Consider the following 23,642-nt stretch of genomic DNA (forward strand, 5'->3'; position numbering starts at 1 on the left):
CTGACAGTTCAGCCATTCATCAAAATTATTGCACTTTCCGTTGATGCCTCTACTCATTCGGGAACCGGCTCACGGTTACGCGCCGTGGTCACCAGGGGCTGTATATGTTGATCGACCGCCTCCCGGGCTCGAAATATGCGCGAACGCACGGTACCGACCGGGCACTGCATGATGTTGGCGATGTCTTCGTAGGAAAGGCCATCGAGCTCACGCAGGGTGATGGCGGTTCGCAGATCGTCGGGCAGGTTTTCGATGGCCTCGAAGACGGCTGCCTCGAGCTGATCGCGAGCGATCGCCGCCTCCGGCGTCTCGGTATCGGCAAGGCGGCCACTGTGATCGAGGATTTCGGCGTCGACGATATCGAGATCGTTACCCGGGGGTCGTCGTCCCTTGGACACCAAATGATTCTTGGCCGTATTGATGGCGATCCGATACATCCAGGTATAGAAGGCGCTTTCGGAGCGAAACTTGCCCAGTGCCCGATAGGCCTTGATGAACGCCTCCTGGGCGACATCCTGGACTTCGGCGTGATCGTGAATGTATCGACTGATCAGCCCCAGAATCTTGTGCTGGTATTTTCTTACCAGCAGATCGAATGCACGGTTATCGCCCTGCTGAGCACGCTCAACGAGCTGTTGGTCGGTCTCCCGGTTGCCCATTCATTCCCTCCCTGGCAAACGCTGGGGAATGGATGTCTCAAATTGTCGTCGCGACCGGACCAATGAAAATTGCATAGTGTCAACCTGAAGCCCTGAGGCAGCTGATAGTCGAAGGCTGGAGTCTGGAATGCTCCAAGTGTTCCCGTTTCTCGCGCATCCATCAAGCCGACCGCCTGCCGGAGATGACCGCGCTCGGACCACAGGGGGTTGGGGCGAGTTCCTGATGATTGATTTTTGCCGCTGCCGCGGGTGATAGTAGGCGTATTGACTCACATTCGCCATCCGCGCAGATACCACACAGGTAGCACAATGTCCGAGCAGCAAGTCAACAATCTCAACGTTCTCGCCCAGGACGTCCTGATCAGCCCCGAAGACCTGAAGCAAGCCGTCCCGCTCACTGCGTCGGCGGAGCGCACCGTGATCGAAGGACGCGAGACGATACAGCGGATTCTCGATGGACGTGATCCGCGCCTGTTGATGGTGGTCGGCCCCTGCTCCATCCACGATGTCGATGCGGCACTGGACTACGCCCGCCGTCTGCGCCGTCTGGCCGACGAGGTCCAGGACAGCCTCTACATCGTCATGCGCGTCTACTTCGAGAAGCCACGCACCACGGTCGGCTGGAAAGGGTTGATCAACGACCCTCATATCAATGATTCCTTCGAGATCGAGGAAGGCCTGCACATTGCCCGCCGGCTGTTGGTGGAGCTGGCAGAAATGGGCCTGCCGCTGGCGACCGAGGCCCTCGACCCCATCTCTCCGCAGTATCTGCAGGACTGCATCAGCTGGTCGGCGATCGGCGCGCGCACCACCGAGTCCCAGACTCACCGCGAGATGGCCTCTGGCCTCTCCTGCCCGGTCGGGTTCAAGAACGGCACCGACGGCAGCCTCGATGTCGCGGTCAACGCCCTGCAGTCGGTCGCCCATCCGCATAATTTTCTCGGAATCAACCAGACCGGACAGGTCGCCATCATCCGCACCCGTGGCAACGCCTACGGCCACGTGGTGCTGCGTGGCGGTAGTGGCAAACCCAACTACGATAGCGTCAGCGTGGCGCTTGCCGAGCAGGAACTCAAGAAAGCGGGCGTCACGCCTAACATCATGATCGACTGCTCGCACGCCAACTCCAACAAGGATGCCGCACTGCAGCCGTTGGTGCTGGAAAACGTCACCAATCAGATCCTCGAAGGCAACCGCTCCATTATCGGCTTGATGATCGAATCGAATATCGGCTGGGGCAATCAGAAGATCCCCGAGGATCGCAGCCAGCTCAAGTATGGCGTCTCGATCACCGATGCTTGCATCGACTGGGAAACCACCGATGAGGCCTTCAAGGCCATGAATGACAAGCTGGCCTCCATGCTGGCCAAGCGCGCGGCGGCCTGAGCCGGCTGTCGTCCCTCGTGCCCGCTCTCCCGCGGCATCCTGTCGAAGGACAACGATACGACCCGCCCGACGGCGGGTCTTTCGTTTGCCTTGTACTATCATTTCAAGCCATCGGCTTATTCCCTGAGTCCTGACCATGGGGCCTCCTCTCACAAGGCGGGCTATCACAGGATAGAATTCCTAGACGTCCTGGCGCACCCCATCGATCTCCCTCACGAATGGCGGTAGCGCATCGAGCAATGCCCGGCCATAGCGACGCGTCAGCACTCGGCGGTCGAGCAGCGTGATGCGCCCCGTATCGGACTCTTTGCGTATCAGCCGGCCGCATGCCTGCACCAGCTTGATCGAGGCGTCCGGGACACTGATCCGCATGAACGGGTTGCCGCCCCGGCTCTCGATCCACTCGGCAAGCGTCGCCCCTACCGGGTCGTCGGGTACCGAAAACGGCAGCCGGGTGATCACCACGTGGGTTAGATACTCGCCGGGCAGGTCGATGCCCTCGGCAAAGCTCGCCAGGCCGAAGATGATGCTGCCCTCATCGGCATCAATCCGTGCCCGGTGGCGCGTGATCAGCTCGCGCTTGGGCAAACGATCTTGGGCCAGCACCCGCTCGCGCCGCGCCGGGGAGAGCGCCTTCTCCACCCCTCGCAGCTGGGCACGCGACGAGAACAGCATGAGTACCGCCTCGCGCTCCCCCAGATCCTCCACGAAGGTCACGATGGCGCGCTCATGCCCCTCGCGATCGGCGGGGTCGGCGGCTTCGCGCGGCACGCTCAATACTGCCCGGGAGTAATCGAAGGGACTCGGCAGGCGCTGATAGCGATAGCGATTGGCCAGTCCCGCGCGCTCCTGTAAACGCTCGAAGCGCCCCAGCGCGGTCAGCGTCGCCGAGGTGATCACTGCGCCATAGCAGCTGCCCCACAGGGTCTTGGCCAGGGTGTGTGCCGCCGAGACGGGGCTCGCCGAGAAGGTCAGCTCCGGCTCGCTGCCGAACCGCTCGAGGGTCAGCCAGCGGGCGCGCGGCGGCTCTTGTGGGTCATCCACCTCGGTGTAGGCACGCCACAGCGCGTGCGCCTCCACCGCCCTGCCGTGCAGCAGGGCGATAAGAGGCAACCAGGCCTCGGCCTGCTCACGCGGCAGTCCGGTGTGCTTATCCGGGTCCAGGCTCTCGCGCATGATATCGGCCATGCTCTCCAGGGTGCGCGAGAGCTCGGCGACGATGGTGACCAGCGCTTCGGAGAGCGCCCGCAGCGGCTCGGGGATGCGCCCCATCTCGAAGCGCTGGTGACGGCTTGCCTCGTCATCGACGAGGCCGTCGGGACGACCGGCCAGCTGGTGGCCCATGGCCAAGGCTTCGGAAAGCCTTGGCTCGAACGCATCGATGGCCTGCGGCAGGCCGGCCAGCAGACGCGCCAGGGTCGGCTGCACCGCGAGGGCGGTATTGAGCTCGGTCAGCGATTTCTTGAGCGTGCGCAGCCAGCGCAGCGCCCCGCCCACGGCAAAGCGGTGCGTGAAGTGCTGCAGCGCCTTCTCGGGCAGATGATGGCCTTCATCGAAGACGTAGATGCAGTCGCTGGGGGATGGCAGCACCACCCCGCCGCCCAGAGCGAGATCGGCCAGCACTAGGTCATGATTGGCGACGATCACATCGGCGCTGTCGAGGTGGCGGCGCGAGCGGAAGAACGCACAGGCGCCGAAGTGACCACAGCGACGATTGGTGCACTGGCGATGGTCGACGGTCAGGCGGCGCCAGTGGCTGTCCTCGATGGCATCGGGCCAACTGTCGCGATCGCCCTCCCAGCGGCCGTTGCCGTAGGCCTCACCGAGCGAGTGCACGAGCGCCTGGAAGTCGTCACCGCCGCTGGCCAAGGACTGCTCGAAGAGCGACAGGGTGGGATTCTCCTCGCCACCCTCCATCGCCTGATCGAGGCGTGCCACGCACACATAGCGCCCGCGCCCCTTGGCGAGGGCATAGTCGAAATCGAGCCCGCTGTGTGCCTTCAGGGAAGGCAGGTCCTGATGCAATACCTGCTCCTGCAAGGCCACAGTGGCGGTGGCGATCACCAAGCGCTTGCCGCGCGCCTTGGCCACCGGCAAGGCGGCCAGCAAGTAAGCCAGCGTCTTGCCGGTGCCGGTACCGGCCTCGAGCACGCAGACATGCTCGTTGCTGGTGCGTCGACCGGCATCGTCGGCCTCGATCCCCGCGAGAGTGCGAGCGATTTCGGCGATCATCAGCCGCTGCCCATAGCGCGGCGTCAGCTCGAGACCCTCGAGCACGCGGCGATAGGCCGTCTGGATCTCGTCCCTCAGCGACTCGTCAAGCATGGGCCGTCAGAGCAAGCCTTCCGGCGGATGCTCGCAGGGCAGCTTGTCGTTGATGTAGCGCTCGATTTCCGGCAATGAGAAGGCATCCTCTTCGCCGACGAAGCTGATCGACACACCCTTGGCCCCCGCACGCCCCGTACGGCCGATGCGATGCACGTAGTCTTCCGGATCTTCGGGCAGGGTGTAGTTGACGACGTGGCTGACATCTTCGATATGAATGCCGCGCCCTGCCACATCGGTGGCGACCAATACCTGGATCTCGCCCTCGCGGAAGCTCTCCAGCGTCTTGATACGCTGACTTTGCGGTACGTCACCGGAGAGCATGGCGACACTGACGCCGGCCTTCCTGAGCAGGTCGTCGAGCTTGCGCACCAGGTCACGGCGGTTGCCGAAGACCATCACGCGATCGAAGCTCTCCTGCTTGAGCAGGTTGACCAGCAGTCGCTGCTTGTCCTCATCGCCGACCAGGTAGACGCGCTGATCGATGTCGGCGGCATTCTCGACCGTGACCTCGATCTCGACATGTGCCGGATTGTGCGTCCACTGGCTTGCCAGCTCGAGGATGTCCTCGGTGAAGGTTGCCGAGAACAGGAAGGTCTGACGCTCTTCCTTCTTCGGGGTATGGCGGATGATGCGCTTGACGTCGGGGATGAAGCCCATCGACAACATGCGATCGGCCTCATCGAGGACCAGCACCTCGACCTGAGTCAGATCGATATCGCGCTTCTCGTGAAAGTCCAGCAGCCGACCCGGCGTCGCCACCAGGATATCGAGATTCTTGCCCAGGTTGTCGCGCTGCTTCTGGTAGTCCATGCCGCCGACCACGCTGGCCACATTCAACGAAGTGAAGCGCGCCAGGGCCTTGGCATCCTTCTCGATCTGCAGCGCCAGCTCGCGGGTCGGCGCCACGATCAACGCACGCGGCGCGCCCGGCTTCTGGGCATTCGGCGCGTCTTCCTCGAGGAAGTAGGCGAGAATCGAGATCAGGAACGCGGCCGTCTTGCCGGTACCGGTCTGGGCCTTGCCGACCACGTCGCCACCCAGCAGGGTGTGAATCAGCGCCTCGGCCTGGATCGGCGTGCAATATTCGAATCCCAGGGCATGGATGGCCCGCATCAACGGCAGCGGCAGATCGAAGTCATGAAAGCGCCACTTGCCTGCCACGGCGGGTACCTGAAACTGGCGAAGATCCCAGCCGGAGGACTGGCGACGGCGCGGTTTGCGACGACGACGCTTGGGTTTGCGGTCCTGGGCCTGGGCCGGTGCGGTGGTCTGTTCCGACTCGCTCATAGGCTTGCTGTCTAGTCCGTTTCAGTGGATAGGATGTTAGGCATAAACCGCCATTGTACCAGCCAATCCAGTCGAGGGCGCCCCTGACACCGTGTCGTCACGACGGATAACTGTCGAATCACGGGGCCCGGCTGGTAGAATGCGCGCCAGACACGCAAGGAGTCATGCGTCATGACACGCCGCAAGAAGACCCGTTCGCTGGCCGACAAGGTGACTATCCGCACCGGCAAGCGCAAGGATTTCAAGAAGTGGCGCCACGAGAATCCCGATCAGGTGACCTCGTCGCGCCGCTTCACCCAGAAGAAACGCCAGCAGCGCAAACTGCAGGCGGCGCGTAAGCTGGCCCGTCAGGAAACCGAGGGCCAGGCAATTCCCATCCACCCAGACGCATCCGCGAGTACCCCTTCCCACGACGAGGAGTCCGACCGCTGATGCGTCTCGTCTCATTCAACATCAACGGTATCCGCGCCCGCCTGCATCAACTGCGGGCGCTGATCGACGTGCACCGCCCCGCGGTGATCGGCCTTCAGGAAACCAAGGTCCAGGACAGCGAGTTTCCTCGTGCCGCCGTGGAGGCGATGGGCTATCGCGTTTATTTTCTTGGGCAGAAGGGACACTACGGCGTCGCCCTGCTGTGCCATCCCTCGTTGTGCCCCGACGCGCCCGAAGCCATCTGTTACGGCATGCCCGACGATGACGCAGAGGCCCAGTGCCGGATGATCGGGGTGCGCCTGACGTTGACGGACGGCGAGTCGTTGATGGTATGGAACGGCTACTTCCCGCAGGGCGAGAATGTCGAACACCCGACCAAGTTCCCCAACAAGCGCCGTTTCTACGCCCAGCTGCAACGGCTGCTCGAGGAAAAGCACCGGCCCGACGAGCGACTGGCGATCATGGGCGATTTCAATATTTCGCCCCAAGACATCGATATCGGGATCGGCGAGGCCAACCGCCGACGCTGGCTGCGCGAGGGCAAGACGAGCTTTCAGCCAGTGGAGCGCGAATGGCTCGACGGCATCAAGGCCTGGGGGCTCAGCGACAGCTATCGGCTGCGCTACCCCGAGACCGACGATTGTTTCAGCTGGTTCGACTATCGCTCGCGGGGGTTCGAGCGCGACCCCAAGCGCGGCCTGCGCATCGACCATATTCTGGTCAGCGCCCCGCTGGCAGGCCATGTCATCGATGCCGGGATCGACTACAACCTGCGCGGCATGGAAAAGCCCTCGGACCATGCCCCCGTATGGACGGAGCTTGCGATCTAGTCGCGCTTCGCCCCTTGGTTTAGCGAGGCCAGCAATTGGTCGGCGCGCTCGGCACCGCGCGCCTTCGCTTCCTGCAGCGCCCGCTGGGCGAGTTCCGACGCGCCCCAGGTCAATGCCAACTGGCCGAGATGCAGCCAGTCCTGACCGTCGTCGCTACGCTGGGCCAGGCTCTGCCACGCCTCGAGCGCCGCGCTGCGGTCACGGGCGGCCTGCCATGCCTGGGCGAGCAGGCGGCGATTGGCCAGGTCATCGGCAAGCTCGCCGCTGGTGATCGCCTCTTCCAGCCACTCGGCGCCCCTGGCCGGCGTGCCGCCCGCGAGGTGAAGCCGGACCAGCGTCAACAGATCCTCCTTCCCCTGCAGCACACCCAGACGCCAGCCGGCGTCCCAGATCGCCGCCGCACGACCGATCTCATCCGCACGCTGCGCCACCAAGGCGGCACGCCGCCAGATACCGGCCTCCGCGCTGGCATCGAGACCCTCCTCCAGCAAGGCCAAGGCGCGCTCCCACTGCCCTGCCGTCTGGCGCAGGCCGATTTCCTCCTGCAGGCGACGACGGCGCCACTCTGCCGGGGCAGCCTCGATGGCGCGCGCCTTGGCCAGCAGGTCAGCGGCCTGGGCGGGCTGGTCGTCACGGACGGCGGCGCGGGCGGCCAGGTGCAGGTAGAGGGCACGCGCCCAGCGATCGGCTTGATTGCCACCGGCCAGGCGCTCGGCCTGAGTCGCGGCGCGCTCGCTAACGGAGGCCGTATCGCCATTCTCCAGCCGTGTCTGCAGGGTCTTCAGGTCGGCAATGAAACTCCCGGGCAGCGCCGGCTGGGCCAGCCCGGCCGTGGGCATCAGGAGGCCGAGCAACAGCGTGGCGAGTGCAGTCCGGTAGATCATGGCCATGGTACTTATCTCAACTGGAATTCCAGGCGCTGGCGGGCCTGGCGGAGGCGCTCGGCGGTATCGAAGCGCCACTGCCTGACCGCGTCTAGCGCCGCCTTGTCGAAAATATTGCGGGGGTTGGCGCTCACGACCCTGATCGACTCCGGGTCTACGCGGCCGTCGCGCTGGATGACGAATTCGAGCTCGACGAAGCCTTCCATGCCCCGTCGCTGGGCGCGTGACGGGTATTCCGGCGGCACCTGGCTCGTCGGCGTCACCCGCCCCACGTCGACCGGGACATCGGCTGCCTCGGACGTTTCGCCATCGTTCGAGGCGATATCACCTGCCGGCAGCGCGGTCGCCGCGTCCGGCGTCGCCTCGGGGGCGGGCTCGGGAGTCGGCTCAGGCGCGGGATCGGGCGCCGGCTCGGGTTCTGGTTCGGGCTGCGGCTCCGGTGGTTGTTCGGTCAGTGGCGGCAACGGCTCGTCGAGCTCCATCGCCGGCATGTCGATATCGGCAAGCTCCGGCTCGGGCAGTGTCAGCTGGCTATCGGGCAAGGGTGACGGCTCGGGCGCTGGCGACGGTTCCGCGGGCGGTTCGGGAAGCGGCTCGGACTGAGGGGCTGGCTCGGAGGGGGCATCCTGGGCCTGTGGCGCCTCGACCATGGCGAGTGGCATGGCCATCTCCAGCATCTCGATATTCTCCTGCGGCGGCGCGACGAGCAGTGCCAGCAACCAGAACAGCAACAATGCCAGCCCTACGCCACCCGCCACCGCGAACAGCAGTCGGCTCATGAACCGCCTCGCCTGGCCGCCACGGCGACGTCCTCGACGCCGGCCTCGCGCAGCCGATCCATGACATCGACCAGCAGGCCGGTCGTCGAATCGCGGTCGGCCTGGATGACCACGCCACCCTCTTCGCTGACCAGTTCTCCGACGACATCACCGATACGATGGATATCCACGACGTCGCCATCGACCCAAACCGAGCCCTCCGGCGTCAGGGCGACCATCACTTGGGCGCTGGGCCGGGGAGTCGCATCGCTGGACTCGGGCCGGTTGATCTCCACGCCGCTCTCCTTGATGAAGCTGGTGGTGACGATAAAGAAAATCAGCATGATGAAGACGACATCCAACATCGGCGTGAGATTAATCTCGCTGGCCTCGCCGCTGTCGGCGCTGAGACGGCGTCTACGCATTGACGTCCTCCGCGGCACGGGCCATGCGGTCGTGCAGCCGCTGATCCTCGCGCCGGATGATGAATTCGAGTCGCGTGGTGAACAATAGCCCGACGACGGCCACGGCCATGCCGGCGAGGGTCGGCAACGTGGCGCGTGCCACCCCATCGGCCATGGCGCGGGCCTGGCTGGTCTCGCTGGCGGAGAGCCCGTCGAAGACGGCGATCATGCCGGTCACGGTGCCCAGCAGCCCCAGCAGCGGGCAGAGCCCCACCAGCAGTTTCAACCAGGGCAAGGGGCGTCTCAGCCGGGCGATCAGCTCGCGGGTCCAGACCTCGCGCAGCGTACGGGCGCTCCAGCTCACCTGGTCGTGGCGCGCCGCCCAGCGCTTCACCAGGCTGTGCCGGTCGCGCCGCCACACGAAGCGGAAATACCACCAGCGCTCCAGTGCCAGCGTGAACAGCAGCATGGCCACGCCGAGGATCGCCACCAATACCGGTCCGCCGGACTCGGCCAGTCGCGTCAGCGGCTCGAGCCAGCTGCGGGCGTCCATCCCGACCGCCGTCTCAAGCCATGACAGGCGCATGGTGAGTTCCTTGCGGTGAAACCCGTGACGGCTGGCGCTCGAGATGTTCGGCGAGGGTGGCGCTGGCGCGCCCTTCCAGCAGCCCGATGAGGTGACGGCTGCGGCTGGCCAGTGCGGTATGCGCAAACAGCAGCGGCACCGCGGTGATCAGGCCCAGCACCGTGGTGACCAGCGCCTGACTGATGCCGCCGGCCATCAGTTGCGGGTCGCCGGTGCCATAGACGGTGATCGCCTGAAACGTCACGATCATGCCCGTCACCGTGCCCAACAATCCCAGCAGCGGCGCCACGGCGGCGAGCAGCTTGACGAGCGCCTGCCCCCGCTCGAGCCTCGGCAATTCGGCCAGCAGCGCTTCATCGAGGCGGGCCTCGAGTACCTCGGGCGCATGGCCCTGGCCGAGCGACTGGAACTTGCCAAGCACGCGTCCAAGAGGATTGTTGACGCGATGAACGCTCAGATCGTTTAGCTGTCGCTTCACGCGCAGGGATACCACCCACAGGTAGACGTACTGAAGCAGGGCGGCCAACAGCCCCAGCGCGCCGAGCGCCATCACCACATAGCCGACGACGCCGCCCTGGTGGAAGCGCTCGGCTAGCGAGGGCTGCTGCGCCAAGGCCTCGAGCACCTCGCCCTGGGTCGGGTCGATGACCAGCTGATCGCGCTCGCCGCGGGCAAAGGCTTCGAGCGCTGCCATCGCCTGGTCAGGCGTATGCTCGGCCATCGCCGGAGGCATGTCGTTGTCGTCGCGCTGCAGGAAGACGCCATCGCTGTAGGCGGCGAGATCGCCGGCGCGAATGACCTCGCGAGGCTGGACATCGCCATCGAGACCGGCCACCGGCGCGGTGATGCGCGCGATCTGCCCGGTCTGCTGGGTCAGCGCCAGCAGGCTGTCGGCAAGGGATTCGAGATGAGCGGGCATCACCAGCTCCCCGGCATCGCGACGCGCGGGAAGTGCAGGTCCATCGAGCGTCAGCCAGCTTTGCGAGACGTCATCGCGCAGGTCGCCGACATAGCGATCCACGACGGCACCCACGGCGTCCAGGTCGGCGTTCTGTTCGCCGCGACGCTCGGCCAGCGTCTCGAGCCGTTGCCGTTGTTCGGCTTGACGCGACTCCAGCGCCTCACGGCGTTCACGCGCGGCCGTGTGGCGTTCGCGGGCCTCGGCGAGGGCGGCCTCAAGCGCGTCGCGGTCTTCGACCAGCTCGGCGAGACGCGCCGTGTCGCGCTGGTTGGCGGCGTCGCGCTCGGCGCTGAACGAGCTCATCGTCGAATCCTGCTGGGCCAATGACGATACGGGGCCGCCCAGCAGACACAAGGCCATCAGCGCGGCGATCCAATGGCTTCGGCGGCTGCGGCGGATGCGAGAGAGGCAAGCGATCATGAACGGCCCTCCTGCTGGCGTTGATCACGCAGCGGTTGCGATACGGGGAGGGTCAGCAATTCCGGTGCGCGTCGGTCACGCGCCATGTTCAGCCCTTTCTGCAGCTCTCGTCGCGCGGCATCGTCCAACGGTTGCCAGGCCTGCTCGGCCACTCGCCAGACGCCGCCCTCGCGCCCATCGGTGGCCAGAAAATAGAGGCCAACGCGGCCCAGGCGCAGAAAATCCACCTCATGCTCGCCGTCGAGCATGCCCCGCCAGGCATCCATCTCGCGGCCGTAGTCGAGTTCGGCACGCCACGCCGAGAGCGTACGGTCCAGCCGCTCGGCGTCATCCAGCGCAGGGTCGCTCAGCATTGACTCGAGGCTAGCAACCCGCGCGCGGCGCTGCTCCTGAAGAAACGGCATATCGGCGGCGATCCAGTCGTCCAGTCGCTCGACCATGGCCCGCGTCAGGGCCGGCAACGTCTCGCGCGTCGCCTGCGCCGACTCGAGTGCCGCCTGGCGCTGCGACAGCGTCACGGCCTGGCGATCCACGACCGGCTCGAGCTCGGCGTTGTACGCGGCGATTCGGCGCGTGTCGCTTTCCAGGCGGCGCAGCTCTTGAACCATGCGGCGGGTCTGGTCATCGACGGCATCGATGTCTGCCTGTTGCTCGGCCTGGCGGAGCTGGGCCTCGATGCTCTCGTCGATCAGCGCCTCCTGAGCCTGGGCGCCCGGCATCAGCAGAAGCCACGTCACGAGGGCCAACAGACCACGAATGCTAAACCTTTCCACGAACATTCTCCGGCGTGTGCAATACGAAAAGCGAACCCTGCCACTAATGCAAACAGTTATCAATACCAAAATACACCGGTTTCATCGTTTGCCGCCCGTATGAAAGCCATATCGCCCCGCTCACTCTATGGCCAGGGCCCCGCTTTCCACGGCGCCGGTCTGGACTCGCCACTGCGCGGCGTAGCGCCCGTCATGTGCCAACAGCTCGGCATGGCGTCCTTGCTCGACCACACGACCGCCATGGATGACCGCGATCTCGTCGGCATGGACGATGGTCGAGAGGCGATGGGCGATCATGATCACGGTGCGACCATGGCCGATCTTGGCCAGCGAGCGCTGGATCGCCGCCTCGGTCTCGTTATCCACGGCGCTGGTGGCTTCGTCCAGCACCAGGATCGGCGGGTCCTTGAGGAGCGCCCGGGCCAACGACAACCGCTGGCGCTGGCCGCCGGAAAGGCGCACGCCACGCTCACCCACCGCCGTCTGCAGCCCGTCAGGCAAAGCCTGAATGAACGACCAGGCCTCCGCCGTCTGGGCCGCCTTGATGACGTCCTCTTCGCTGGCGTCCGGCCGGCCGTAGGCGATGTTGTCACGCACCGTGCCTTCGAACAGATAGACGTCCTGGCTGACCAGGCCGATGGCGCCACGCAACGAGGCCAGGTTCAGCTCGCGAATCGACTGCCCGTCGACACGGATATCCCCCGACTGGGCATCGTGGAAACGCAGCAACAGCTTGATCAGGGTCGACTTGCCCGACCCGGTGGCGCCCACCAATGCCAGCGTATGCCCGGCCGGCACGAGCAGTTGGACATCGCTTACCCCTTCCCCGCTGTTGGCATAGCGAAAACTCACCTTGGCGAACTCGACTTCGCCCCGCACCGTTTCCGCCAGGTCGCGTCCGCCGCGATCATGCACCTGAACCGGCGTGGCCAGCAGGTCGAGAATCCGGCGGGTGCTGGCCATGGCACGCTCGAACAGGTCGATCACCTGCGCCAGACCGGTCAACGGCCACAACAGCCGCTGGGTCAGGAACACCAGCACGCCATAGGCCCCGACGTTCAGATCGCCGCGCAGCGCCATCATCCCACCCACGGTGAAGGTCGCGAGGAAGCCGCTGAGGATCGCCATGCGGATCACCGGAATGAACGCCGAGCTGATCCGTATGGCACGCCGATTGGCCGTCACGTAGGCTTCGCTGGCCTCACGCAACCGCTCGGCCTCGCGGGTCTCGGCGGTGAAGCTCTTGATGGTGGCGATGCCCGCCAGGTTGTTGGAAAGCCGGCTCGACAGATCGCCAACCTTCTCGCGCACATCGGCGTAAAGCGGTCCGGCCTTGCGCTGGAAGTAGAACGCGCCCCAGACGATCAGGGGAATCGGCGTGAAGGCCAGCAGCGCGATCAACGGCGACAGCACGAAGAACACCGCGCCCACGGCCAGCACCGTGACCACGACCTGGATCATGGCGTTGGCGCCGCCATCGAGAAAGCGCTCGAGCTGGTTGACGTCGTCGTTCATGGTGGCCACCAGCTGGCCGGAGCTTCGCGACTCGAAGAAGCTCATGTCCAGGCGCTGGGCATGCTCGTAGGCGTCCTGCCGCAGATCGGACTGCAGACGCTGGGCCAGGTTGCGCCACAGCACCTGAAACAGATACTCGAATATGGATTCTCCCGCCCAGATGAAGAATGTCAGCACGCCCAGCATCACGATCTGTTCCTGGGCTGACTCGAAGCCCAGGCGCGCCACGAAGCTGGTTTCCTGGTTGACCACCACGTCGATGGCGACCCCGATCAATATCTCCGGGGCGATATCGAACAGCTTGTTGATGATCGAGCAGGCACTGGCGGCAATGATGCGTCGGCGATACCCCCGCGCGTATTTCAATAACCTGACGAGAGCACCAAAACTCGAGGTGCTCGAACGGAAATGATCGGGTTCAGTACTCACGAGAATCCTTATGAGACGCATTTATATCGGCTATCCAGCATACCGTAATCCGACCATGGCCCAAAGCGGCCGAGGAAACGAGAAGATATTGACAGCCTCGTTGCTAACACTTTATATTCGAGAATGAATTTCATTAACATTGGCGATCGCGAGCCCACGACAACATGAACGCCGAACGTTCCCGGCTTTACTACACGACCGTGTTCCTGCACGTGTCTTTCCAAGCCATCAAGCACTCCTTGGCAGGCAAGGAGAGTGACGCCCTGCCCTGCTGGCTGGATACCCGAATGCTCATGATGTTGTCAGCCGAACTCAAGGGCTGTCGTGATCGCGCCATAGCACTCGGCGAGGTACGGCGGCCTCTGGACGCCGCCTGCGATCACTGCGAGATTCTGCTCGCCCAGTGTCCGGGGGCGCTCACCAGCACGATCTGCCATCGGCACCTCAATGCGATCCTGGCGCCGCTTCATGACGTCATGGACATACTGTCAGCGCCAACGCCGCTGTCTCCCACCAGCGTCTGGCAGGCCGCAACTCGGCGTCTCAGGCAACGCTGGGAGCGCCAGGCCTGAAAAGCCTGAGGCGAAACGATGAGCAGTCTTGAGTTGTAAACGATAAAACTTATCGTTTATATTGTTGATCGTTTTCACTGCGTGGAGTCGATCATGTTCGAGGTCCGGGGCGCCACCTTCGACATTCATCAGAAACGCCTGCTCCACTCCACCGATTTGACCTTTGGCGAGGGCGAGATATACGGCCTGATCGGCCACAACGGCTCGGGCAAGTCGACCCTGCTCAAGCTGCTGGCCCAGCAGCAACCGGCCAGTCAGGGAGAAATACGCTTCGACGACCGCCCTCTCCACGATTGGGGCCAACGCGAGTTCGCCAGGCAGGTGGCCTACCTACCCCAGCATCTGCCCAGTGCCGAGAACCTGACCTGCCGGGAACTGGTCGGCTTCGGCCGCTATCCCTGGCATGGCCTGTTGGGCCGGCATACCCAAGCGGATAGGGCCGCCATCGAGCGCGCCATTGCCCTGACCCATACCGCGATGTTTGCCGACCGCCTGGTGGACACCCTCTCGGGAGGCGAGCGCCAACGGGTATGGCTCGCCATGCTGCTCGCCCAGGGCAGCCGCTTCCTGCTGCTCGACGAGCCCCTGGCGGCGCTGGATATCGCCCATCAGGTCGAGGTCCTGGCCCTGGTGCGACGCCTGTCCCACGAAATCGGCCTGGGGGTGGTCATCGTCTTGCATGACGTCAACATGGCCTCGCGTTACTGCGACCAGCTGGTGGCGCTGCACAGCGGACGGGTATTGTCGCGGGGCACACCGGCAAGGATGATGCGTGGCGATACCCTTGAGGCCATCTACGGTGTGCCGATGCAGGTGATGCCCCACCCCCAAACCGGCCATGCCATCGCCGTGGTGCAATAGCCCACGACCGACGCTTGACGCCAGCCACGCCACCAACCGTCGGTCGTAACGGAGGTTTTCTTGTCATCACCAGGACTGCCAGCTCATCCCGTCAGAACCCGGGGTGTCCTCGTCTTGCTGGCGACATTTCTGCTCTCGGCACCGCTCGATGCCGAATCCGACCCGCCCTCCATCGTCACCCTGGACTGGACGCAGGCCGAGACCCTGGTCGCACTGGGTATCGCCCCGCTGGGGGTGGCCCAGATCGCGGCCTATCACGACTGGGTGGGCGAGCCCCGGCTACCCGAGTCGGTGGTGGACCTGGGGTTGCGCAGCCAGCCCAACCTCGAACTGCTGGCCAGCCTATCGCCGGACCATATCCTGATTTCGCCGATGTTCGCCAATCTGTCGCCTCGACTGGCGCGCATCGCCCCGGTGAGCAATCTCGCGCTTTACATGCCGCAAGGCGACACCTGGCAACAGATACACCAGTTGACGCGCGAGATCGGCGCACTGGTCGATCGTGACGGTGAGGCCGAGGCATTGATCGAGACGACCGAGAACCGGCTGGAGGAGCTGCAAGACCGCCTTCCGGACGATCCTGCCCCGCTACTGATGGTCCAATTTATGGACGCCCGCCATGTGCGAGTGTTCGGCGACAACGGCCTCTACCAGGCTGTACTGGAACGCCTCGGGCTCACCAATGCCTGGACCGGCACTACCAACCCCTGGGGATTTTCGCTCGTCGCCATTGAAAGGCTCGCCGGTATCGAGGCACGCCTGGTAGTCATTGAGCCCTATCCCGCCGGCGTCCCGGCCGAACTACGGGAGAGCGGCCTATGGCAGCATCAAGCCAGCGTACGCGACGAGTCCCTGATCACCCTGCCACCCGTATGGAGCTTTGGCGCCCTGCCATCGGCACGCCGCTTTGCCGAACAACTGGTTGCCGCACTCGGTGAAGCCACTCATGTCGACGACTAGCCGACAGCGCCTCTCGCCAGCGGCGGTCTGCCTGCTGCTGGGCATGGTATGCATCTCAGCGGCCGTCACCCACCTGACCGCTGCGGACCTCGGCGACGGCCTGCGCTCGCTATGGACAGTCATGCCGGGAAATGTCGAGTCCTTGACGCTGCACTACAGTTGGTGGCCCCGCCTGGGCATGGCGCTACTGGCCGGTGGCGGCCTGGCGCTGGCTGGTGTCCTGATGCAACAGGTGCTGCGCAATCCGCTGGCCGCACCCACCACGCTGGGAGTGGCCAGCGGCGCCAACCTGGCCCTGATGCTGGCGTCCCTAATGGCGCCGGGACTGCTGGTGCTAGGGCGTGAATGGGTCGCGCTGGCGGGCGGCGGCGGCGCCATGGCGCTAGTCATGGCGCTGGCGTGGCAACGCGGCCTGGCCCCGGTGGTGGTGGTCCTCGCCGGCCTGGTCGTTAACCTCTACGCCGGGGCACTGGGCATGGCGCTATTGCTCTTCCACCAGGAGGCGCTCAAGGGCCTGCTGATCTGGGGGGCGGGATCGCTGGCCCAGAACGGCTGGGGCGATGTCGCGTTCCTGTCCCCCCGCGTGATGCTCGGCGCCCTCGCGGCCTGGCTGCTGCTACGTCCGTTGTCGGTGCTTGAACTCGACGATGCCAGTGCCCGCAGCCTGGGCGTGTCGCTGAAATATCTGCGCCTGGGGGGGCTCGGGCTTGCGGTCTTCATCACCGGCTGCGTGGTCAGCGTGGTTGGCGTCGTGGGATTCATCGGCCTGGCCGCGCCCAACATTGTGCGGCTGGCGGGCGCGCGGCGGCTGGGGGCGCGCCTGGCCTGGTCGACGCTGCTCGGCGCGCTGATGCTGGCTACGACCGATCTGCTGCTACAGCATTTTTCCGGGGCACTGCCGACCCTGATCCCTACCGGCGCCACCACGGCCGCCCTGGGCGCCCCGCTGCTGCTGTGGCTGATACCCCGGCTGCGCCTGGGTGGCCGGCAGCCCACCGCGTCGCGACTCGAGGTCAAGCGCCATCCTCGGCCGACCCGCCTGGCCTTGGGCCTGGCGATGCTGTTGAGCGTTGCGGTCATCCTGGCCGTGACCCTGGGCCAGACCGCTGACGGCTGGTTCGCCAGCCTGGAGGGAGACGTGCTGCAATGGCGGGTCCCTCGCCTGATCGCCGCGGCCGCCAGCGGCGTCATGCTGGCTATCGCCGGCACCCTGATCCAGCGCATCACCGCCAACCCCATGGCGAGCCCAGAAATCCTCGGCATCAGCGGCGGCAGCGCCATCGCCCTGATCGCCGCCATCTATTTGCTTCCGGCGCCTGGCAACCTGACGCTGGTCGGCATCGGCACCCTCGGGGCGCTGACGACGCTGGCCGTCCTGGTGATACTCAACCACCGTAGCGGCTTCGTTCCTGAGCGCTTGCTGCTGACCGGCGTGGCAATCACCGCCGGCGTCGATGCGGTACGTTCCATCGTGCTCGCCGGCGGCGACCCCCGCGGCCAGCAGATCATCGCCTGGCTGTCCGGTTCGACCTATTACGTGGATCTGCCCAGTGCCGTGATTGTCGGCGTGCTCGCCGTGGCCCTGGGGCTTGCCGCCCGACCCTTTATTCGTTGGCTGGACATATTGCCATTGGGAGCGGCCACCGCCACCGCATTGGGAGTGAGCGTCGACCGTGCCCGATTGAGCTTGCTCTTGCTGGTAGCGCTGCTGACCGCCAGCGCCACGCTGATCGTGGGGCCACTCTCCTTCGTCGGGCTGCTCGCGCCGCATATGGCGAGGCTGGCGGGTTTTGCCCGTGCGCGCGATCACCTGCTCGGTGCCGCGCTGATCGGGGCATTGCTGATGGTGCTGGCCGACTGGCTGGGCCGACAGTTGCTGTTTCCCCAGGAGATACCCGCCGGCCTGATGGCCTCGCTGCTGGGAGGTGCCTACTTCCTGTGGGGATTGCGGCGGCTGTAAGCCGGCGACGACGCAGCTCCCCCTTACTCAGCAAACGCAGCGCAACATCAAAAGGGGCCACCCTTTCGGGCAGCCCCTTGCCAACATTCCTGTATAGATCCGCTGTTTCAGTATTGCCAGGTGAGGTTGGCCATCACGCTACGTGGTGCACCGTAGAAGGCTTGGTCCCACTTCAGGCTGGTCAGGTGCTTTTCGTCGGTGACGTTGTTGACGTTCAGCGAGGCGGTGAGGCTCTCGTTGATGTCGTAGCTCGCCATCAGGTCAACCAGGGCATAGGCGTCCTGACGTGTATTACCGTCTGCGAAATCGCGCTCGCGTTCGATATCATCCTGCCAACGCACGCGCGCGCCCACCTTGAGCGCGTCCAGGGCAGCCGGCCGATAGCTGGTGGTGGCGCGCACCAAGTGGCGAGGGATATAGGTGTTGGTGGCCTCGCCGCCGGCGTCTTCGATCTCCAGGTAGGTATAGCCGACGCTGGCCTGCCAGCCCGGGACCAGCTCACCGGCGAGTGTCGCCTCCACGCCCTCACTGGTGATGCCATCGCCGCCAGTGAAGAATGAGGTACCGTCGGGCCGGGTGCCCGCCGGCTGGGCCACGTTGTCCTGCTCGGTACGGAACAGCGCCAGCGAGGCATCGGCGCCGCCGTCGAACAGCTCGGCCTTGAGGCCGACCTCCTGGCTCATACCATCGACGGGATCGAGATAGTCGCCGTTGCGGTCAATCTCGGTCTGCGGATTGAAGATCTCGGTGTAGTTGGCATAGAGCGACGCCTGATCGGTGATGTCATAGATCAATCCCGCATAGGGCGTCAGGACGTGATCGGAGGACGTGTCCTGAGAAACGCCGTACTGCTCTCCTGTGGTATCAAACCAGCTCAACCGTGCTCCCGCTACCGCCGTCCAGCGATCGGCGAGATCCAGCTTGGCAGCGCTGTAAACACCGCGCTCCTTGATGGTGGCATCGCCGTCGGTACCGGGAAATGCCACCCAGGCATCGGGTTCGGGGTAGCGACCGTCCCAGTCGTCCAGCGTCGGCAGCCCCTGACCGCTCGCCTCAAAGCTCGCCGTCGGATAGCGCGATTCCTGCTGGTTGCGGCTCTGGCTCCAGTCCGTGCCCACCACCAACTGGTGGGTGCGTCCGAAGGCGTCGACGTCGCCCTTAGCGTGCAGGTCGGCCATCCACTGCTCGAGGTGGCGGTCATACTTGCTGAGGGTCAGTTGCTCGTCGGCGATGCGCCCGGTCGTAGCATCCGGCGTCCCGTAGATGTAGAGCAGCTGGGTGTCGGAGAGCATGTCCAGGTGGGTGAGTGTCCCCTTCAACGACCAGCGATCGCCGAGTTCCTGTTGCACCTCGAGGAAGCTGCGGTGGGTCTCCACGTCCCAGTAGGACCAGTCGGGTGCCGAGGAAGTCGCGACATCGTAGTCGGTGGGGTTGCCGGCCGAGTCATAGAGCGGAAGTGAGCCCCACATGTTGCCGTCGGTGTTGTTCTGCTGCCAGGTGTGGCCGAGGGTCACCAAGGTGCTGTCGCTGACATCGGCTTCCAGCACGCCGTAGAGCAGTCCCCGCTCACGGCTCAGCCGGTCCAGGTAGGAATCGCTCTCCATCCCCGCCGCCACCAGGCGTCCGCGGACGCGCCCTTCGGTGTCCAGCGGCCCGGCGACATCCGCCTCCAGGCGCCGCTGGTCCCAAGAACCGAGGCTTGCCGAGACCGAGGCCTGGGGCTCGTACGTGGGTCGCTTGCGCACGAAGTTGACCGTCGCCGCGGGATTGCCCGAGCCGGACATCAGGCCCGTGGCGCCGCGCACCACTTCCACCCGGTCGTAGAGCGCGGTGTCCATGTCGCCGTGCACGTTGTTGTAGGGCATCGGCACGCGCACCCCGTCGACCTGGAAGTTGGAGATCTCGAAGCCCCGTGCCGTGAAGTAGGTACGATCCGTCTCGAGCCGCTCGACCGTGACCCCGGTGGTGCTTTCCAGGACGTCATTGGTGGTGTCGAGGCTGAAGTCGTCGATCTGGGCCCGGGTCACGGTCGAGACGGACTGCGGCGTCTCGCGCGGCGTCAGGTCGAGCCTGGTCGCGGTGCTGCTAAGCGGCACCCGGTAACGCTGCGTACCCTCGGTGACCACCGACAGGGCCTCGGCCTCGACGGTGATCGTCTCGAGCGCCTCGGACTGGGCCAGTAATATGGGGGAGCCGAGCAGAAGGGTACTGGCGGTTGCCAGGCCAGCGCCGCGGCGCACGGCCCGAGTAAGGGCAGCGCGAGGATGGGAAAATGAAGCAGGTAGTAGCATAGTGGGCAAGCCTTGTCGAGAAAATGCTAAGCTTATTGACAATACTTCTTGTTCGTATTCAAATATACCGACTCCTTCAAGGCATGACAACTCGGCTGACCCGCCCCATGACCCCGGCCCTTTCCTCCCTTTACGTTGGTCCTCTCGAGGGTGTGACACCGCCTCGCATCTCGGCGGCCTTCGGTACTGACGCCCTGCCCGCCCGGGAGCTGCTCGACCCGGCCCGCCTCGCGGCCCTCTTCGATCGCTTCGGCGCCCAGTACGGTCACGGCGATCGCCGGGCGGTGGCCTCGCTGTGGTCCAAGTGGCACTTCAGCGCTCTCGCGGCCCACGGTCTGGCCGCCAACCTGCTGCTCAAGCGCGACCTGCCGCTGGGCCTGGACGAGCTCCATCTCCAGCAATCTCCCGAGGGAGAGACGACCGGCCTGGTGCTGCGCCATGCCGGCCGGCCCCTGGCCGAGCTCGACTCCCATTCGCGCTTCGCCACTCTCCTCGACGACCACCTGAGTCCGCTGGTCGAGGCGCTGGCCGCGGCCACCGGCGCCTCGCCCAAGGTGTTCTGGAGCAACGCCGGCAACTACTTCGAGTACTTCGCCGGCGCCCTGGACGACCATCCCATGGCCCTGCCGGGGGTGAGCGAGCCGGCCCAGGCGCTGATGGCGAGCCGCGCCCTGCCCGACGGCCGTCGCAATCCGCTGTATCGTCCGGTGCGCTACGTCGAGCACGTCGCGCCGGACCGACCCCACCGCGTGCGCCGGCTATGTTGCATCCGTTATCTGATCGAGGGGCTGGGCTATTGCGCCAACTGTCCCATGGGGTGCCGACGCACCACTAGAACCACGAGGGAGGACGGGTGATGCACTCGCCCATCGACAGCCAGGAGGGATCTGCTGGCCTATGGCCCAACGTTACGGCTCGTCTATGGGATGCCCGGGCTGTCGCCTCGCGAGCCAAGCAGACGCACAAACGACAAGGGCTCCGCCAATTGGCGGAGCCCTTCAAGGAATCGGGGGTTTCCCGAGTCCTGATCTTGTCACCGCCTGTCAGGCAGTAGCTTGCTGGTAACGACGCTCGACGTCGTCCCAGTTGACGACATTGAAAAAGGCTGCCACGTAGTCCGGACGCTTGTTCTGATACTTCAGGTAATAAGCATGTTCCCAGACGTCCAGGCCAAGCACCGGCGTGTTGCCATGCATCAGCGGGCTATCCTGGTTCAGGGTGTTTTCCACCACCAACTTGCCCTGAGGATTCACGCTCAGCCATGCCCAGCCGCTACCGAAACGGCCCAGTGCGGCCTTGGTAAAGGCATCCTTGAAGGCATCAAAACCACCCAGCTCGGCATCGATGGCCTCGGCGACCTTGCCTTTGGGGGCACCGCCACCGTTGGGCGACATCACCTGCCAGAAGAAAGAGTGGTTGGAGTGTCCGCCACCGTTATTGATCACTGGCTGACGCTTGTCCTCGGGGACGCGGTCCAGGCTGGTCAGCAACTCATCGACCGGAACATCTTCCAGCCCCGTGCCTTCCAGCGCCCCATTGAGGTTGTTGACATACGTCTGATGGTGCTTGGAGTGGTGAATCTCCATGGTCATCGCATCGATGTGGGGTTCCAGAGCGTCGTATGCATAGGGAAGATCGGGGAGCGTATGTGCCATTGAGTGGCCTCCTTGTGTTGGGGTGAAAACGTGTTGCCACGAAATCCTGTTTACATTCACTAGATGTGGACGCGGGAGCCGGATTTCAACCGCTGTCTCGTTATGCAAGCAAATCTAGCCATCCGAAACGGCTGTTGCCCGGCTTTCCGGACGATCCAAGCCCGGCGTCTCAACCCAGTGAAACAGTCAACTAAGACTAGATGACCGGCCAGGCCCTTGCCAAACGAAAACGCCGACCCCGTGAAAGGATCGGCGTGACTGGCGCTAAACGGCGGCTCTTAAAGCGACCTGAAAGCGATCTTCCCTAGAGCTTCTGCTCCAGCTCAGGCAGGATCGTGAACAGGTCGCCGACCAGGCCGTAGTCCGCGACCTGGAAGATCGGTGCCTCCTCGTCCTTGTTGATGGCGACGATCACCTTGGAGTCCTTCATGCCCGCCAGGTGCTGGATGGCCCCGCTGATGCCCACGGCAATGTAGAGCTCGGGGGCGACGATCTTGCCGGTCTGGCCAACCTGCATGTCGTTGGGCACGAAGCCGGCGTCGACCGCGGCGCGCGAGGCGCCGATGGCGGCGCCGAGCTTGTCGGCGATGCCCTCGAGCAGCTTGAAGTTGTCGCCGTTGCCCATGCCGCGCCCGCCGGAGATGACCACCTTGGCGCCGGCCAGCTCGGGGCGGTCGCTCTGGGCGAGGGCTTCCTTGATGAAGCGGGACTGGGCGTTGTCGACCACCTTGTCGACGTTCTCAACACTGGCATTTCCGTTCTCGCCCACTGCGTCGAAGCCGGTCGCGCGCACGGTGATCACCTTGAGCGGGTCGGCGCTCTGTACGGTGGCAATGGCGTTGCCGGCGTAGATCGGCCGCCGGAAGGTGTCGGCGTCGACGACCTCGAGGATCCCGGAGAGCTGGCTGACGTCCTTGAGCGCGGCGACGCGCGGCAGCACGTTCTTGCCGGTGGTGGCGGCGCTGGCCAGCAGGTGCGTGTAGTCGCCGGCGAGTTCGACCAGCAGCGCGCTCAGCGGCTCGGCCAGTTGGTGGGCGTAGACGGCGTGGTCGGCGACGCGCACCCGGCTGACGCCGTCGAGCCTGGCGGCGGCCTCGGCCACCGCGCCGACGTGCTCGCCGGCGACCAGCAGGTCGATGTCACCGCCGCTGTGCTGCTGGATCTGCTGGGCGGCGGCGACCACGTGGGCGGTGGCGCCGGCGAGATGGCCGTCGTGATGGTCGGCCAGGACGAGAATGCTCATGCAATCGGCTCCTTTCAATAAACCTTTGTCAAAGCACCTTGGCTTCGTTCTTGAGTTTGTCGATCAGCTCGTCGACGGAGCCGACCCGGATGCCGCCCTTGCGCTCGGCCGGGGATTCGACCTTGAGCCGCGTGACCTTTGAGGCCACCTCGACACCAAGCTCCGCCGGGGTGGTGACATCGAGCGGCTTCTTCTTGGCCTTCATGATGTCGGGCAGCTTGGCGTAACGCGGCTCGTTCAAGCGCAGGTCGGTGGTGACGATAGCCGGCAGGGTGAGTTCGACGGTCTGCAGCCCGCCGTCGATCTCACGGGTGACCTGCAGCCGCTTTTCATCCCCTTCGCCCTCGACACTGATTTCGGAGGCGAAGGTGCCCTGGGGCAGCCCGGCCAGCGCGGCGAGCATCTGACCGGTCTGGTTGTTGTCGGTGTCGATGGCCTGCTTGCCGAG

Annotated in this window: 22 protein-coding genes; 8 read left to right on the forward strand and 14 right to left on the reverse strand. The window is 65.0% G+C overall.

Features of this window, described 5'->3' with window-relative positions:
- Positions 1 to 53: 53 nt before the first annotated feature.
- Positions 54 to 659 carry an RNA polymerase sigma factor RpoE gene (gene rpoE, locus BM341_RS17405; RefSeq protein ID WP_089797334.1) on the reverse strand — a complete coding sequence of 202 codons (606 nt, stop codon included), beginning with the start codon at positions 657 to 659 and terminating at the stop codon, positions 54 to 56.
- Positions 660 to 968: 309 nt separating this feature from the next.
- On the opposite strand from rpoE, the gene BM341_RS17410 reads away from it, so the two are divergent.
- Complete coding sequence (locus tag BM341_RS17410; protein ID WP_089797336.1) at positions 969 to 2,045, forward strand: 3-deoxy-7-phosphoheptulonate synthase; 1,077 nt, start codon at positions 969 to 971, stop codon at positions 2,043 to 2,045.
- A 180-nt stretch (positions 2,046 to 2,225) separates the two neighbouring features.
- On the opposite strand, the gene dinG is transcribed toward BM341_RS17410, so the two are convergent.
- Both dinG and rhlB read right to left on the reverse strand, forming a co-directional pair.
- A complete protein-coding gene (gene dinG / locus BM341_RS17415) occupies positions 2,226 to 4,370 on the reverse strand; it encodes an ATP-dependent DNA helicase DinG (RefSeq protein ID WP_089797338.1) in 2,145 nt (714 codons plus the stop codon).
- A gap of 6 nt (positions 4,371 to 4,376) precedes the next feature.
- Positions 4,377 to 5,660, reverse strand: a complete 1,284-nt coding sequence (rhlB, locus tag BM341_RS17420; protein WP_089797340.1) for an ATP-dependent RNA helicase RhlB — start codon at positions 5,658 to 5,660, stop codon at positions 4,377 to 4,379.
- A gap of 171 nt (positions 5,661 to 5,831) precedes the next feature.
- Here rhlB and BM341_RS17425 point away from each other — a divergent pair, with 171 nt between their 5' ends.
- Positions 5,832 to 6,092 carry a hypothetical protein gene (locus tag BM341_RS17425; protein ID WP_089797341.1) on the forward strand — a complete coding sequence of 87 codons (261 nt, stop codon included), beginning with the start codon at positions 5,832 to 5,834 and terminating at the stop codon, positions 6,090 to 6,092.
- Positions 6,092 to 6,922, forward strand: a complete 831-nt coding sequence (gene xthA / locus BM341_RS17430) for an exodeoxyribonuclease III (protein ID WP_089797343.1) — start codon at positions 6,092 to 6,094, stop codon at positions 6,920 to 6,922. Before BM341_RS17425 ends, xthA begins: the two co-directional genes overlap by 1 nt.
- Here the strand turns inward: xthA and BM341_RS17435 are convergent.
- From BM341_RS17435 to BM341_RS17465, 7 genes are all read right to left on the reverse strand, one after another.
- Positions 6,919 to 7,812 (reverse strand): hypothetical protein, encoded by an 894-nt coding sequence (locus BM341_RS17435; RefSeq protein ID WP_089797345.1) that lies wholly within the window; start codon positions 7,810 to 7,812, stop codon positions 6,919 to 6,921. The two genes, xthA and BM341_RS17435, sit on opposite strands and share 4 nt — an antisense overlap.
- Positions 7,813 to 7,817: 5 nt before the next feature.
- Positions 7,818 to 8,585 carry an energy transducer TonB gene (locus tag BM341_RS17440; RefSeq protein WP_089797347.1) on the reverse strand — a complete coding sequence of 256 codons (768 nt, stop codon included), beginning with the start codon at positions 8,583 to 8,585 and terminating at the stop codon, positions 7,818 to 7,820.
- Complete coding sequence (locus BM341_RS17445) at positions 8,582 to 8,989, reverse strand: ExbD/TolR family protein (protein WP_089797349.1); 408 nt, start codon at positions 8,987 to 8,989, stop codon at positions 8,582 to 8,584. The genes BM341_RS17440 and BM341_RS17445 overlap by 4 nt, the downstream gene beginning before the upstream one ends.
- Positions 8,982 to 9,554 (reverse strand): MotA/TolQ/ExbB proton channel family protein, encoded by a 573-nt coding sequence (locus BM341_RS17450; RefSeq protein ID WP_245784315.1) that lies wholly within the window; start codon positions 9,552 to 9,554, stop codon positions 8,982 to 8,984. Before BM341_RS17450 ends, BM341_RS17445 begins: the two co-directional genes overlap by 8 nt.
- Positions 9,535 to 10,935 carry a MotA/TolQ/ExbB proton channel family protein gene (locus tag BM341_RS17455; RefSeq protein WP_089797351.1) on the reverse strand — a complete coding sequence of 467 codons (1,401 nt, stop codon included), beginning with the start codon at positions 10,933 to 10,935 and terminating at the stop codon, positions 9,535 to 9,537. Before BM341_RS17455 ends, BM341_RS17450 begins: the two co-directional genes overlap by 20 nt.
- Positions 10,932 to 11,708, reverse strand: a complete 777-nt coding sequence (locus tag BM341_RS17460; RefSeq protein WP_245784316.1) for a DUF3450 domain-containing protein — start codon at positions 11,706 to 11,708, stop codon at positions 10,932 to 10,934. The genes BM341_RS17455 and BM341_RS17460 overlap by 4 nt, the downstream gene beginning before the upstream one ends.
- A gap of 120 nt (positions 11,709 to 11,828) precedes the next feature.
- The gene (locus tag BM341_RS17465; protein WP_425432011.1) at positions 11,829 to 13,652 is read right to left on the reverse strand and encodes an ABC transporter ATP-binding protein; all 1,824 of its coding nucleotides are present in this window, start codon (positions 13,650 to 13,652) and stop codon (positions 11,829 to 11,831) included.
- Positions 13,653 to 13,816: 164 nt separating this feature from the next.
- On the opposite strand from BM341_RS17465, the gene BM341_RS17470 reads away from it, so the two are divergent.
- The 4 genes from BM341_RS17470 to fhuB all read left to right on the forward strand — a co-directional run bounded on the left by BM341_RS17470 (position 13,817) and on the right by fhuB (position 18,005).
- Complete coding sequence (locus tag BM341_RS17470; RefSeq protein WP_089797357.1) at positions 13,817 to 14,224, forward strand: hypothetical protein; 408 nt, start codon at positions 13,817 to 13,819, stop codon at positions 14,222 to 14,224.
- A 93-nt stretch (positions 14,225 to 14,317) separates the two neighbouring features.
- Positions 14,318 to 15,085, forward strand: a complete 768-nt coding sequence (locus tag BM341_RS17475; RefSeq protein WP_089797359.1) for an ATP-binding cassette domain-containing protein — start codon at positions 14,318 to 14,320, stop codon at positions 15,083 to 15,085.
- Positions 15,086 to 15,199: 114 nt separating this feature from the next.
- Positions 15,200 to 16,045, forward strand: a complete 846-nt coding sequence (locus BM341_RS17480; RefSeq protein ID WP_217646252.1) for an ABC transporter substrate-binding protein — start codon at positions 15,200 to 15,202, stop codon at positions 16,043 to 16,045.
- On the forward strand, positions 16,032 to 18,005 hold the full coding sequence (fhuB, locus tag BM341_RS17485; RefSeq protein WP_089797361.1) for a Fe(3+)-hydroxamate ABC transporter permease FhuB: 1,974 nt from the start codon (positions 16,032 to 16,034) through the stop codon (positions 18,003 to 18,005). Before BM341_RS17480 ends, fhuB begins: the two co-directional genes overlap by 14 nt.
- A gap of 107 nt (positions 18,006 to 18,112) precedes the next feature.
- On the opposite strand, the gene BM341_RS17490 is transcribed toward fhuB, so the two are convergent.
- A complete protein-coding gene (locus BM341_RS17490) occupies positions 18,113 to 20,296 on the reverse strand; it encodes a TonB-dependent siderophore receptor (protein WP_089797363.1) in 2,184 nt (727 codons plus the stop codon).
- 83 nt (positions 20,297 to 20,379) lie between these two features.
- Here BM341_RS17490 and fhuF point away from each other — a divergent pair, with 83 nt between their 5' ends.
- The gene (gene fhuF, locus BM341_RS17495; RefSeq protein WP_245784317.1) at positions 20,380 to 21,153 is read left to right on the forward strand and encodes a siderophore-iron reductase FhuF; all 774 of its coding nucleotides are present in this window, start codon (positions 20,380 to 20,382) and stop codon (positions 21,151 to 21,153) included.
- Positions 21,154 to 21,339: 186 nt separating this feature from the next.
- On the opposite strand, the gene BM341_RS17505 is transcribed toward fhuF, so the two are convergent.
- From BM341_RS17505 to BM341_RS17515, 3 genes are all read right to left on the reverse strand, one after another.
- Positions 21,340 to 21,951: a superoxide dismutase gene (locus tag BM341_RS17505; protein ID WP_089797369.1), complete on the reverse strand. Its 612-nt coding sequence runs from the start codon at positions 21,949 to 21,951 to the stop codon at positions 21,340 to 21,342.
- 304 nt (positions 21,952 to 22,255) lie between these two features.
- The gene (locus BM341_RS17510) at positions 22,256 to 23,194 is read right to left on the reverse strand and encodes an electron transfer flavoprotein subunit alpha/FixB family protein (protein ID WP_089797371.1); all 939 of its coding nucleotides are present in this window, start codon (positions 23,192 to 23,194) and stop codon (positions 22,256 to 22,258) included.
- Between the two features lie 28 nt (positions 23,195 to 23,222).
- The coding region (locus tag BM341_RS17515) for an electron transfer flavoprotein subunit beta/FixA family protein (RefSeq protein WP_139233034.1) at positions 23,223 to 23,642 on the reverse strand (420 nt) is incomplete at its 5' end.

This window comes from Halomonas korlensis (genome assembly GCF_900116705.1).
Taxonomy (GTDB): Bacteria; Pseudomonadota; Gammaproteobacteria; order Pseudomonadales; family Halomonadaceae; genus Halomonas; species Halomonas korlensis.